The sequence below is a fragment of the Tepidimonas sp. HKU77 genome (assembly GCF_049728535.1).
Taxonomy (GTDB): Bacteria; Pseudomonadota; Gammaproteobacteria; order Burkholderiales; family Burkholderiaceae_C; genus Tepidimonas.
The window spans coordinates 714825-727279 of record NZ_CP187300.1 but is presented as its reverse complement, the minus strand read 5'-3'; the positions used below and the strand labels follow the sequence as shown (position 1 = coordinate 727279).

The following is a 12455-nucleotide window of genomic DNA, read 5'->3' as shown; positions in this document are numbered from 1 at the left end:
CTGACGAGGCAATCGATCATGGGTAAGATCACTGGCTTCATGGAATACGCGCGCGTCGAGGAGGGCTACCAGCCCCCGCAGGAGCGCGTCAAGCACTATCGCGAGTTCGTCATCGGGCTGGACGAGGCGCAGGCCAAGATCCAGGGCGCCCGCTGCATGGACTGCGGCACGCCGTTTTGCAACAACGGCTGCCCGGTCAACAACCTCATCCCGGACTTCAACGACCTCGTCTATCGGGGCGAATGGAAGAACGCGATCGAGGTGTTGCACACCACCAACAACTTCCCCGAGTTCACCGGGCGCATCTGCCCGGCGCCCTGTGAGGCGGCGTGCACGCTCAACATCAACGACGATCCGGTGGGGATCAAGTCGATCGAGCACGCCATCATCGACCGCGCCTGGGCCGAGGGCTGGGTGCTGCCTCAGCCGCCCAAGGTCAAGACCGGCAAAAAGGTGGCGGTGGTCGGCTCTGGTCCCGCCGGACTGGCGGCAGCCCAGCAGCTCGCGCGCGCGGGGCACGACGTGACGGTGTTCGAAAAGAACGACCGCGTCGGCGGGCTGCTGCGCTACGGGATCCCCGACTTCAAGATGGAGAAGTGGCTCATCGACCGCCGCGTCGAGCAGATGCAGGCCGAAGGGGTGACTTTCCGCACCCGGGTGCTGGTGGGCACGCTGCCCGAGGGCGTCAAGGTGAACAATGACGCGCGCGAGGTCATTGCGCCGGAGCAACTGAAGGCCGAGTTCGACGCCGTGCTCTTGTGCGGCGGGGCCGAGCAGCCGCGCGACCTGCCGGTGCCGGGCCGCGAGCTCGATGGCATCCATTTCGCGATGGAGTTCTTGCCGCAGCAAAACAAGGTCAACGCCGGCGACAAGCTCAAAAAGCAAATCACCGCCACCGGCAAGCACGTCATCGTCATCGGCGGGGGCGACACCGGCAGCGACTGCGTGGGCACCAGCAACCGGCACGGTGCGGCCAGCGTGACGCAATTCGAGGTCATGCCCCAGCCGCCCGAGCAGGAAAACAAGCCGCTGACCTGGCCCTACTGGCCGCTGAAGCTGCGCACCAGCACCAGTCACGAGGAAGGCTGCCAGCGCGAGTTCGCCATCGCCACCAAAGCCTTCATCGGCAAAAACGGCAAGGTTACGGGCGTGCGCACCGTGCACGTCGAGCTCAAGGACGGCAAGCTGGTCGAGATTCCTGGCACCGAGAAAGAATACAAGGCCGACTTGGTGCTGCTGGCGATGGGCTTCGTGTCGCCGATTTCTACCGTGCTGGATGCCTTCGGCGTCGAGAAGGATGCACGCGGCAACGCCAAGGCGCACACCGAGGCCAACGGCGGCTACGCGACCAACGTGCCCAAGGTGTTTGCCGCGGGCGACATGCGGCGCGGCCAGTCGCTGGTGGTGTGGGCGATCCGCGAGGGCCGCCAGGCCGCGCGCGCGGTCGACGAGTACCTGATGGGGCACTCTTTGTTGCCCCGCTGACGCGCAAGCCCGCGATCGCGCCCGTGCGACGCGCTTGCGGGTTATCCCGTATGATTCGGCAGCCGGAGCCACCGGCTGTTGTTATTTTTTGCATCCATGATCGAGTCCCCCCTCGTCGAGCTGCGCCGCGTCACCTTCGGGTACGGGGATGGGCGTCCCGTGCTCGACGACGTGAGCTTGCACGTGCCCCGTGGCAAGGTCACCGTGCTGATTGGAACCTCGGGTGGGGGCAAGACGACGCTGCTGCGGCTCATCGGTGGGCAGTTGCGGGCCCGCAGCGGCCAGGTGCTGTTCGACGGACAAGACGTCGGCGCGCTCGACCGCGACGGTCTGTACGCGGTGCGGCGGCGCATGGGCATGCTGTTTCAGTTCGGCGCGCTCTTTACCGACATGTCGGTCTTCGACAACGTGGCCTTTCCGCTGCGCGAGCACACCCGGCTGTCGGAGCCGCTGATTCGCGACATCGTGCTCATGAAGCTGCACGCCGTCGGTTTGCGCGGCGCGCGCGACCTGATGCCGGGCGAACTCTCCGGCGGCATGGCGCGCCGCGTGGCGCTGGCGCGCGCCATCGCGCTCGATCCGGAGCTGATCATGTATGACGAGCCGTTTTCGGGCTTGGACCCGATCTCGTTGGGCACGGCTGCGCGGCTGATTCGGCAGCTCAACGACACGCTGGGCCTGACCAGCATCATGGTCTCGCACGAGCTGGAGTCCACCTTCGCGGTGGCCGACCACATCATCGTGCTGGCCAACGGGCGCGTGGCGATGCAGGGCACGCCAGACGAGGTGCGGCACAGCGAGGACCCGCTCATTCGCCAGTACGTGACCGCGTCGCCCGACGGCCCGGTGCGTTTTCACTATCCGGCCGTTTCGGTGGCCGAGGATTTCGGCCCCACGCTGCGGGGAGGGCGACAGGCATGAAAGGGTGGCATCCCGCCGATATCGGCTTTGCCGTGCGCGCCAAACTGGCCGACCTGGGGCTGGGCGCGCGGTTGTTCGTGCGCCTGTTGCTGGGCACGTGGGCGAGTTGGCGGCGCTTCGGGCTGATCCGCGACCAGATTCACTTCTTGGGCAACTATTCGCTGTCGATCATCGCGGTCTCGGGGCTCTTCGTGGGTTTCGTCTTTGGGCTGCAGGGCTACTACACGCTGCAGCGCTACGGCTCGTCCGAGGCGCTGGGCCTGCTCGTGACGTTGAGCCTGGTGCGCGAGCTGGGGCCCGTGGTCACCGCGCTGCTGTTCGCCGGGCGGGCCGGCACCTCGCTGACCGCCGAGATCGGCCTGATGAAGGCCGGCGAGCAGTTGAGCGTCATGGAAATGATGGCGGTGGATCCCATCGACCGCGTGCTTGCGCCGCGGTTTTGGGGCGGGGTCATCGTCATGCCGCTGCTGGCGGCGGTCTTCAGCGCCATGGGGATCATCGGTGGCTGGGTGGTCGGGGTACTCATGATCGGGGTCGACGGCGGCGCGTTCTGGAGCCAGATCCAAGGCGGTGTCGACGTGTGGGCCGACGTCGGCAATGGCATGATCAAGAGCGTGGTGTTCGGCATCGCGGTGACGTTCATTGCCCTGCTGCAGGGGTTCGAATCGCACCCGACGCCCGAAGGGGTGTCGCGCGCCACCACGCGCACGGTGGTCATGGCGTCGCTGACGGTGCTGGGCTTGGATTTCATCCTGACGGCGATGATGTTCACCATCTGACTGAGCGAGGAACGTGGAGTGATGCAGCGATCCAAAATCGACGTGTGGGTGGGGCTGTTCGTGCTGATCGGGGCGGTCGCCATCCTTTTTTTGGCCCTGCAGGCCGCCAACCTGTTGAACCTGAGCTTCAACCCCACCTACCGCGTCACGGCGACGTTCGACAACGTCGGCTCGCTCAAGCCCAAGGCGGCGGTGCGCAGCGCCGGTGTGGTGGTAGGGCGGGTGGAGTCGATCGCGTTCGACGACCAGACGTATCAGGCGCGCGTGGTGCTGGCGCTCGAATCGCGGTATGCTTTCCCGAAGGACAGCTCGCTCAAGATTCTGACCAGCGGCCTGCTGGGCGAGCAGTATGTGGGGATCGAGCCCGGCGGCGCGGACGCCAACCTGTCCGAAGGTGACGTGGTCACCCACACCCAGTCGGCCGTGGTGCTGGAAAACCTGATCGGTCAATTCCTCTTCAACAAGGCCGCCGAAGCGGGAGGTGCACAATGAACCGAGAAATGGTCATCCGCTGGCGCCGGTCGGGTGCCGCGATGCTGGCGGTGGCCGCGATCGCTATCTCGGGCTGTGCCACCGGGCCGGATGCCAACCCGCGCGATCCGCTCGAGCCGTTCAATCGCGGCGTTTACCAGTTCAACGAGGCGGTCGATACCGCCGTGCTGCGGCCCGTGGCGCAGGGATATGTGGCGGTGGTGCCGTCGCCCGTGCGCACGGGGGTGGGCAACTTCTTTGCCAACCTGCGCGATGCCTGGTCGGCGCTCAACGCCGCGCTGCAAGCGCGCCCGCAGCCAGCGGCCGAGAATTTCATGCGCTTTAGCGTCAACACCTTCCTGGGCCTCGGGGGTGTGCTCGACATTGCCAGTGAGATGGGCATCCCGCGCACGACGCTCGATTTTGGTCACACGCTGGGTCGATGGGGCGTGCCGCCTGGCCCCTATCTGGTGCTGCCGCTGCTGGGGCCGTCCACCGTGCGCGAGACGGTCGCACTGCCCGTCGACCGGCGCGGCGACCCCGTCTCGCAAGGGGTGGACGATGTCGCCACGCGCAATAGCGCGCAAGCGCTGCGCTTGGTCGATACGCGCGCCTCGCTGCTGCGCGCGGGGGAACTGCTGGAGCAGGCGGCGTTGGACAAGTACGGGTTTACGCGCGATGCCTACCTGGCGCGCCGTCAGCGCCAGATCGATGCCTCGCGTGGCGACGACGAGTGACGCGCCGACGTCACCAGTGGTAACAGTCCGGAACCCGGCGCGTCTTTTCTGAACCGAATGGATATGCAAACGACCCTTGTATCTCCGACCCGCCCGGTAGCGGCCGTGATGAACCGCCGCCGCTGGTGGATCACCAGCGCGGCCGTTGCGCTCGCGGCGACCCTGGCGTGGCAACCCCACGCCCGCGCCCTGGCGATGGAAGCGCCCGATGCGCTCATCCAGCGCGTGGGCACCGAAGTGTTCGAGGCCGTCAAGCGCGACCCCGCCCTGCGCAACGGTGACATCGCGCGCATCATGGAGCTGGTCGACACCCGGCTCATGCCACACGTCAACTTCGAGCGCATGACCGCGTCGGCCGTCGGGCGCTTCTGGCGGCAAGCCACGCCTGAGCAGCGCCAGCGCCTGATGGCGGAGTTCAAAATCCTGCTGGTGCGTACCTACTCGGGCGCGCTGACCCAGATTCGCGACCAGACGCTGGTCATTCGCCCCCTGCGTGCGGCACCCGACGCGACCGAGGTCGTGGTGCGCTCCGAGATTCGCGGCGGCAAGGGCGACCCGATCCAGCTCGACTACCGGCTCGAACAGACGCCCACCGGCTGGAAGGTGTACGACCTCAACGTCATGGGGGTGTGGCTGGTCGAGACGTACCGCACACAGTTCGCGCAGGAGATCGCGGCCAAGGGCATCGACGGGCTGATCGCCGCGCTGGCCGAGCGCAACCGCGCCAACGCCAACGCGCAGCGGAGCTAAATCGGCATGGCCGAGGCACTCGTCACTCCCCTGCCGCCGCTGCCCGCCACCCTGACCCACGCACAGGCCGAGGATTACGTGGCGCGCTGCCGTGCCGCGCTCGCGGCCGTGTCGCCCGCCCCGTTCGTGGCGCGGGTGGATGCCGCGGCGCTGCAGGAGTTCGATTCCTCGGCGCTGGCGGCGCTGCTGGCCGTGCGGCGCGAGGTGCTCGCCCGCGGGGGCGACTGGCAGGTGAGCGGCTTGCCGCCCCGGGCGCGGGTACTGGCAGGCCTGTATGGGGTGGCGGAGCTGCTGCCGTCGTAGAATGGCGGGTTTATGTCCGCCGCCGTCCGATTCGATCACGTCAGCAAGCGTTTCGACACGCCACGCGGGCTCTTGCACGCCCTGCAAGACGTGGCGTTCGACATCGAAGCGGGCGAATTTTTCGGCCTGCTCGGCCCCAATGGCGCGGGCAAGACCACGCTCATCAGTATCCTGGCCGGGTTGAGCCGACCCAGCAGCGGGCGCGTGGCGGTGTTCGGGATCGATGTGCATGCCGATCCCATGCAGGCGCGGCGGCGCTTAGGCATCGTGCCGCAGGAGCTGGTGTTCGACCCCTTCTTCACCGTGCGCGAGGCGCTGCGCTTTCAGTCGGGCTACTTCGGCATCCGCGGCAACGACGCCTGGATCGACGAGCTGCTGGCCGGGCTGGGCTTGACCGACAAGGCCGACACCAATATGCGGCAATTGTCCGGTGGTATGAAGCGGCGGGTCATGGTGGCGCAGGCGTTGGTGCACCGGCCGCCGGTCATCGTGCTCGACGAGCCGACGGCGGGCGTGGACGTCGAGCTGCGCCAAACGCTGTGGGCGTTCATTTCGCGCCTCAACCGTGAGGGCAGCACCGTGCTGTTGACCACGCACTACCTGGAAGAGGCCGAGGCGCTGTGTGGCCGCATCGCGATGCTGCGCGCCGGGCGCGTGATCGCCCTGGAGCGCACGGCGGATTTGCTCAAACGCGCGTCGGCCAACGTGTTGCGCTTCAAGACAGATCAGATGCTGCCGGCGGCGCTGGCGGCGCGCGCGCGCGTGACCGGGCGCATCAAGCAGATCAAGGTGCACGACGCCTACGAGGTCGAGCAGACGCTGGCGGCGTTGCGCCAAGCGGGCGTCGTGATGGAAGACATCGAGGTGCACAAGGCCGACCTGGAAGATGTGTTTCTGGATTTCATGGCCGTACAGCCGACTGCGGAGGCGCCGGCATGAGTGGCTGGCAAACCCTGCTGCGCAAGGAGGTGCTGCGCTTCTGGAAAGTGGCGTTCCAGACGGTGGCCGCGCCCATCGTGACCGCCATGCTGTACCTGCTGATCTTTGGCCACGTGCTCGAAGAGCACGTGCAGGTCTACGACGGCGTGGGCTACACCGCGTTTTTGCTGCCTGGGCTAGCGATGATGAGTCTGCTGCAAAATGCCTTTGCCAACAGCTCGTCCAGCCTCATCCAGAGCAAGATCATGGGCAACCTGGTCTTCATCCTGGTGGCACCGCTGTCGCACTGGGCCTGGTTCGTCGCCTACGTCGGCTCGTCCGTGCTGCGCGGGCTGGTCGTGGGCACGGGGGTGTTGTTGGTCACGGCATGGGCGGCCGAGTTGCGTTTTGCCCATCCGCTGTGGATCGGGGTGTTTGCGGTGCTGGGGGCGGGTCTGTTGGGCGCGCTGGGCGTGATCGCCGGCCTGTGGGCCGAGAAGTTCGACCAGATGGCGGCGTTTCAGAACTTCCTCATCATGCCCATGACGTTTCTGTCCGGCGTGTTCTACTCCATCCACTCGCTGCCGCCGTTTTGGCAGGCGGTCAGCCACCTCAACCCGTTTTTTTACATGATCGACGGTGCGCGCTACGGCTTTTTTGGGGTGAGCGACGTCTCACCTTGGCTGAGCCTGGCGGTGGTCGGCACGGCGTTCGTCCTCGTGGCGGCGCTCACGCTGCACCTGCTGCGCATCGGCTACAAGATACGCCATTGATTTTGCTGGGCGCTGCAGCGCCAGACCTCACGAGAGCACCGACCATGACTGCCGACCAACTGCGCGCCCTGATTGCGGCCGGACTGCCGTGCGAACACCTGGAGGTCAGCGGTGATGGCCGTCACTGGATGGCCATCGTCGTCTCGCCCGCCTTCGAGGGGTGCCGCGCCATCCAGCGCCACCAGATGGTGTACGCCACGCTGGGGCAGCGCATGCACACCGACGAGGTGCACGCCCTGTCCATGAAGACCTACACACCTGCCGAGTGGCAGGCCGCCCGCCGCACAGCGCAGGAGTGACGATGGAGCGGCTCAGTATCCGGGGCGGCCAGCGGCTGCACGGCGAGGTGGAGATCTCGGGCGCCAAAAACGCGGCGCTGCCCGAGCTGTGCGCCGCCTTGTTGACCGACCAGCCGGTGACGCTGCGCAACGTGCCGCGGCTGCGCGACGTGGCCACCATGCGCGCGTTGTTGGAGGGCATGGGGGTGCAGGTGCGCACGCATGGCGAGCGCGGCGGCATGACGCTGCACGCTGTCGGCGCGCTGCAGCCGGTGGCGCCGTACGAGATGGTCAAGACCATGCGCGCCTCGATCCTGGTGCTGGGGCCGTTGCTGGCACGCTGCGGCCAGGCGCGCGTGTCGCTGCCCGGGGGGTGCGCGATCGGCTCGCGCCCGGTGGACCAGCACATCAGGGGTTTGCAGGCCATGGGGGCCGAGATCGTGGTCGAGCACGGTGACATCGTGGCGCGGCTGCCCGCTGGGCGCAGCCGGCTGCGTGGCGCGCGCATCACCACGGACATGGTTACTGTCACCGGCACTGAGAACCTGATGATGGCTGCGGCGCTTGCCGAGGGCGAAACCGTGCTGGAAAACGCCGCGCAGGAGCCCGAGGTGGTCGATCTGGCGCAGCTGCTGATTGCCATGGGCGCGCGCATCGAGGGCCACGGCACCAGCCGCATCCGCATCGAGGGCGTGGCAGCGCTTGCGGCTGCCGAGCACACGGTCGTCTCGGACCGCATCGAAGCGGGGACGTTCTTGTGCGCGGTGGCGGCTACCGGGGGCGAGGCGTGGCTGCGCGCGGCCCGCGCCGAGCACTTGGACGCGGTGATCGACAAACTGCTCGACGCCGGCGTGCAGGTGCAGGCCGAGCCCGACGGTATGCGCGTGCGCTCACCCGGCGGTGCGGCGTTGCGGGCGCAGAGTTTTCGGACCACCGAATATCCGGGTTTTCCGACCGACATGCAGGCGCAGTTCATGGCCCTCAACGCCATCGCGCAGGGGCCCAGCGCCATCACCGAGACCATTTTCGAGAACCGCTTCATGCACGTGCAGGAGCTGGTGCGGCTGGGGGCGCAGATCCGCATCGACGGGCGCACCGCGTTCGTCGAGGGGGGGCGGCGGCTGTCGGGCGCGACCGTGATGGCCACCGACCTGCGCGCCTCGGCCAGTCTGGTCATCGCCGGATTGGTCGCCGACGGCGAGACGGTGGTCGACCGCATCTACCACCTGGACCGCGGCTACGACCAGATGGAGCGCAAACTGCGTGCGCTGGGCGCCGACATCGAGAGGATCGCATGAGTGCCGACACCGTGACCCTGGCCCTGTCCAAGGGCCGGATCTTCGACGAGACCCTGCCGCTGCTGCGTGCGGCGGGCATCGAGGTGCTCGAAGACCCCGAGACCTCGCGCAAGCTGATCCTGCCCACCAACCGGCCCGAGGTGCGTGTGGTGCTGGTGCGCGCCACCGACGTGCCTACCTACGTGGAGCACGGCGGCGCCGATCTGGGCGTGTGCGGCATGGACACGCTCATCGAGCACGAGGCCACCTGGGGCGACGCGGCCCGGGTGGGTCTGTACCGGCCGCTCGATCTGGGCATCGCCCGCTGCCGCATGAGCGTGGCGGTGCCGGCCGATTTCGACTACGCGCGCGCAGTGCGCCAGGGGGCGCGCCTGCGCGTGGCGACCAAATATGTGGCGATCGCGCGCGAGTTCTTCGCCAGCAAGGGCGTGCACGTGGATTTGATCAAGCTCTATGGCAGCATGGAGCTGGCGCCACTGACCGGGCTGGCCGACGCCATCGTCGACTTGGTCTCCACCGGCAATACCCTCAAGGCCAACCGGCTGGTCGAGGTCGAGCGCATCATGGACATCTCGTCGCAGCTGGTGGTGCGGCCGACCGCGCTCAAGCTCAAGCGCGAGCGCATCCGCCCCATGCTGCAAGCCTTTGCGCAAGCGGTCGCGCAGCGCTCTGCGACAATGGAATCATGACCATGGCAGATCGACTCTTGGCCCGCCCACTGCGGCTGGACACCACGGACGCGGATTTCGAGGCACGCTTCGCGGCGCGCCTGCACTGGTCGGCCGAGACCGACGCGGACATCGAAGCGCGCGTCGCGCAAATTCTGGCCGACGTGCGCACACGCGGTGATGCGGCGGTGCTCGAGGTCACGCGTCGCTTCGACGCGCTCGAGGCGGCCAGCGTGGCCGAGTTGGAGTTGGGCGCGCCCGTCCTGCGCCAGGCCTTCGATGGCCTGCCTGCCGCGCAGCGCGACGCCCTGCAACAGGCGGCCGCGCGCATTCGCCGCTACCACGAGGCGCAGCTCGACGCATGCGGCCGCTCGTGGGAGATTCGCGAGGCCGACGGCACGCGGCTGGGGCAGAAGGTCACGCCGCTGGACCGCGTCGGCATTTACGTGCCGGGTGGCAAGGCGGCCTACCCGTCGAGCGTGCTCATGAACGCGATACCGGCCCACGTCGCGGGCGTGCCGGAGATCGTCATGGTCGTGCCCACGCCGCGCGGCGAGCGCAACCCGCTGGTGCTGGCCGCGGCGCACGTGGCGGGCGTCAGCCGCGCATTCACCGTCGGGGGGGCGCAGGCGGTGGCGGCGCTGGCCTATGGCACCGCCACCATCCCGAAAGTGGACAAAATCACCGGCCCGGGTAACGCCTACGTGGCCAGCGCCAAGAAGCACGTTTTTGGTACCGTGGGCATCGATATGATCGCGGGGCCTAGCGAAATCCTGGTGCTGGCGGACGGCACCACACCACCCGATTGGGTGGCGATGGACCTGTTCAGCCAAGCCGAGCACGATGAGCTGGCGCAGTCCATCCTGCTGTGTCCGGATGGGGCCTATCTGGACGCGGTGCAGGCAGCCATCGACCGCCTGTTGCCCACCATGCCGCGCGCCGACATCATCGCCAAGAGCCTCAACGGCCGTGGCGCGCTCATTCGCACGCGCGACATGGCCGAGGCGTGCGCAATCAGCAACCGCATTGCCCCGGAGCACCTGGAGATCGCCAGCCGCGAGCCGCAGCGCTGGGAGCCGCTATTGCGGCACGCGGGCGCGATCTTTCTGGGTGCCTACACCAGCGAGAGCTTGGGCGACTACTGCGCCGGCCCCAACCACGTGCTGCCCACCAGCGGCACGGCGCGTTTTTCCAGCCCGCTCGGGGTGTACGACTTCCAGAAGCGCACGAGCCTCATCGAAGTCAGTGCCGACGGCGCGCAGACGCTGGGCCGCATCGCGGCGGTGCTGGCGCATGGCGAAGGCTTGACTGCGCACGCGCGCGCGGCCGAGCTGCGCCTGTGCTCGGAGGGCGATGCATGAGCGCGCGGCTCGACGCCGCCCTGCAGCGCATCCGAGACGACGTGCAGGGCATGCACGCCTACGCGATCCAGGATGCCGTGGGCCTCATCAAGCTGGACGCGATGGAAAACCCCTTCGCGCTGTCCGAGCCGCTGCAGCGCGCACTCGGTGAGCGCCTGGGCCGCGTGCCCGTGCACCGTTATCCGGGGCCGCGCATCGACGACCTCAAGCGCGCGCTGGCCGCGCACGTCGACCTGCCCGCGGGTGCGGCGCTCATGCTGGGCAATGGCTCGGACGAATTGATCGCCTTGTTGGCCCTGGCGTGCGATCGGCCCGGGGCCGCCATCGTGGCGCCGGTGCCCGGCTTCGTCATGTACGCCATGAGCGCGCAGCTACAGGGCCTGGCCTTCCACGGCGTGCCGCTCACACCCGACTTCGCGCTTGACGAGGCGGCCATGGTCGAGGCGATCGCGCGCGTGCGGCCGGCAATCACCTATTTGGCGTATCCCAACAACCCCACCGCCAACCGCTGGGATCCGGCGGTGATGCGGCGCGTCATCACCGCCGTCGGCGCGGCAGGCGGCCTGGTGGTGGTGGACGAGGCGTACCAACCCTTTGCCAGCCACACCTGGCTGGACGAATGGCGCGCTGACCCCGACGCGCACGCGCACGTGCTCGTCATGCGCACCCTGTCCAAATTCGGGCTGGCGGGCGCTCGGCTGGGCTACCTGATCGGCGCGGCGCCCCTCATCGCCCAAATCGACAAAGTGCGGCCGCCCTACAACGTGAGCGCCCTCAACGCCGAGTGCGCGCTGTTTGCGCTGGAGCACGCCGACGTGTACGCCGCGCAGGCGGCCACCATCCGCGCCGAGCGCGAACGCCTGCAAGGGGCACTGGCCGCGCTGCCGGGCGTGCGGCCCTATCCCAGCGAGGCGAACATGATTCTGGTGCGCGTGCCCGACGCCGCGCGTGCCTTTGCAGGCTTGCGCGCGCGTGGCGTCTTGGTCAAGAATGTTTCTACAATGCACCCGTTGCTGGCCAACTGCCTGCGGCTGACCGTCGGCACCCCCGCCGAAAACGACGCGCTGCTGGCGGCGCTGCCTCCCTCGCTATGACTACCTTACCCGCTCCCAGCGTCACCCCGCGCACCGCGGAGGTGCAGCGCGTCACGGCCGAAACCCGTATCCGCGTGCGCGTCGACCTCGACGGCACGGGGCAGGCCCGGCTCGACACCGGCATCGGGTTTTTCGATCACATGCTGGATCAGATCGCCCGCCACGGGCTGATCGATCTGGAAATCGAGTGCCGCGGCGACCTGCACATCGACGGCCACCACACGGTGGAGGATGTCGGCATTACCCTCGGGCAGGCGCTGGCGCGCGCGGTTGGTGACAAGCGCGGCATCCGCCGCTATGGGCACGCCTACGTGCCGTTGGACGAAGCCCTGTCGCGCGTGGTGGTGGACTTTTCTGGCCGGCCTGGGCTGCACATGGACGTGCGCTTCACCGCCGGCATGATCGGGCAGTTCGACACCCAGCTCGTGACCGAATTTTTCCAGGGCTTCGTCAACCACGCGGGCGTGACGCTGCACATCGACAACCTCAAGGGCGTCAACGCACACCACCAGTGCGAGACGATCTTCAAGGCGTTTGCGCGCGCGCTGCGCGCCGCGCTGGAGCGCGATGCCCGCCTGGGGGACGCCGTGCCCTCGACCAAGGGCAGTTTGTGAGCGCC

At 68.0% G+C, this 12455-nt stretch carries 15 protein-coding genes; all 15 read left to right on the top strand.

The window, feature by feature from the left end:
• The first annotated feature begins 18 nt into the window (after positions 1-18).
• Entirely contained in the window at positions 19-1485 is a 1467-nt protein-coding gene (locus tag ACPP3B_RS03505) for a glutamate synthase subunit beta (protein ID WP_424859725.1), read from the top strand.
• A 96-nt stretch (positions 1486-1581) separates the two neighbouring features.
• Entirely contained in the window at positions 1582-2406 is an 825-nt protein-coding gene (locus ACPP3B_RS03500; RefSeq protein ID WP_424859724.1) for an ABC transporter ATP-binding protein, read from the top strand.
• The gene (gene mlaE / locus ACPP3B_RS03495; protein WP_299021864.1) at positions 2403-3185 is read left to right on the top strand and encodes a lipid asymmetry maintenance ABC transporter permease subunit MlaE; all 783 of its coding nucleotides are present in this window, start codon (positions 2403-2405) and stop codon (positions 3183-3185) included. Before ACPP3B_RS03500 ends, mlaE begins: the two co-directional genes overlap by 4 nt.
• Positions 3186-3206: 21 nt before the next feature.
• Positions 3207-3677, top strand: coding sequence for an outer membrane lipid asymmetry maintenance protein MlaD (mlaD, locus tag ACPP3B_RS03490; RefSeq protein WP_299021861.1), 471 nt, complete (start codon positions 3207-3209; stop codon positions 3675-3677).
• Positions 3674-4393, top strand: a complete 720-nt coding sequence (locus ACPP3B_RS03485) for an MlaA family lipoprotein (RefSeq protein ID WP_424859723.1) — start codon at positions 3674-3676, stop codon at positions 4391-4393. Before mlaD ends, ACPP3B_RS03485 begins: the two co-directional genes overlap by 4 nt.
• Before the next feature lie 63 nt (positions 4394-4456).
• Positions 4457-5143 carry an MlaC/ttg2D family ABC transporter substrate-binding protein gene (locus tag ACPP3B_RS03480; RefSeq protein ID WP_424859722.1) on the top strand — a complete coding sequence of 229 codons (687 nt, stop codon included), beginning with the start codon at positions 4457-4459 and terminating at the stop codon, positions 5141-5143.
• A 6-nt stretch (positions 5144-5149) separates the two neighbouring features.
• On the top strand, positions 5150-5446 hold the full coding sequence (locus tag ACPP3B_RS03475; RefSeq protein WP_299021848.1) for an STAS domain-containing protein: 297 nt from the start codon (positions 5150-5152) through the stop codon (positions 5444-5446).
• A gap of 12 nt (positions 5447-5458) precedes the next feature.
• Positions 5459-6385, top strand: a complete 927-nt coding sequence (locus ACPP3B_RS03470) for an ABC transporter ATP-binding protein (RefSeq protein WP_299021843.1) — start codon at positions 5459-5461, stop codon at positions 6383-6385.
• Positions 6382-7137, top strand: coding sequence for an ABC transporter permease (locus ACPP3B_RS03465; RefSeq protein ID WP_424859721.1), 756 nt, complete (start codon positions 6382-6384; stop codon positions 7135-7137). The genes ACPP3B_RS03470 and ACPP3B_RS03465 overlap by 4 nt, the downstream gene beginning before the upstream one ends.
• Positions 7138-7181: 44 nt before the next feature.
• Positions 7182-7436: a BolA family protein gene (locus tag ACPP3B_RS03460; protein ID WP_299021838.1), complete on the top strand. Its 255-nt coding sequence runs from the start codon at positions 7182-7184 to the stop codon at positions 7434-7436.
• Positions 7437-7438: 2 nt separating this feature from the next.
• Complete coding sequence (gene murA, locus ACPP3B_RS03455) at positions 7439-8713, top strand: UDP-N-acetylglucosamine 1-carboxyvinyltransferase (protein ID WP_299021836.1); 1275 nt, start codon at positions 7439-7441, stop codon at positions 8711-8713.
• Positions 8710-9402, top strand: a complete 693-nt coding sequence (hisG, locus tag ACPP3B_RS03450; RefSeq protein ID WP_424859720.1) for an ATP phosphoribosyltransferase — start codon at positions 8710-8712, stop codon at positions 9400-9402. Before murA ends, hisG begins: the two co-directional genes overlap by 4 nt.
• Positions 9403-9404: 2 nt before the next feature.
• A complete protein-coding gene (hisD, locus tag ACPP3B_RS03445) occupies positions 9405-10742 on the top strand; it encodes a histidinol dehydrogenase (protein ID WP_424859719.1) in 1338 nt (445 codons plus the stop codon).
• Entirely contained in the window at positions 10739-11836 is a 1098-nt protein-coding gene (hisC, locus tag ACPP3B_RS03440; protein WP_299021821.1) for a histidinol-phosphate transaminase, read from the top strand. Before hisD ends, hisC begins: the two co-directional genes overlap by 4 nt.
• Positions 11833-12450 (top strand): imidazoleglycerol-phosphate dehydratase HisB, encoded by a 618-nt coding sequence (gene hisB, locus ACPP3B_RS03435; protein WP_299021819.1) that lies wholly within the window; start codon positions 11833-11835, stop codon positions 12448-12450. The genes hisC and hisB overlap by 4 nt, the downstream gene beginning before the upstream one ends.
• Positions 12451-12455: the final 5 nt, after the last annotated feature.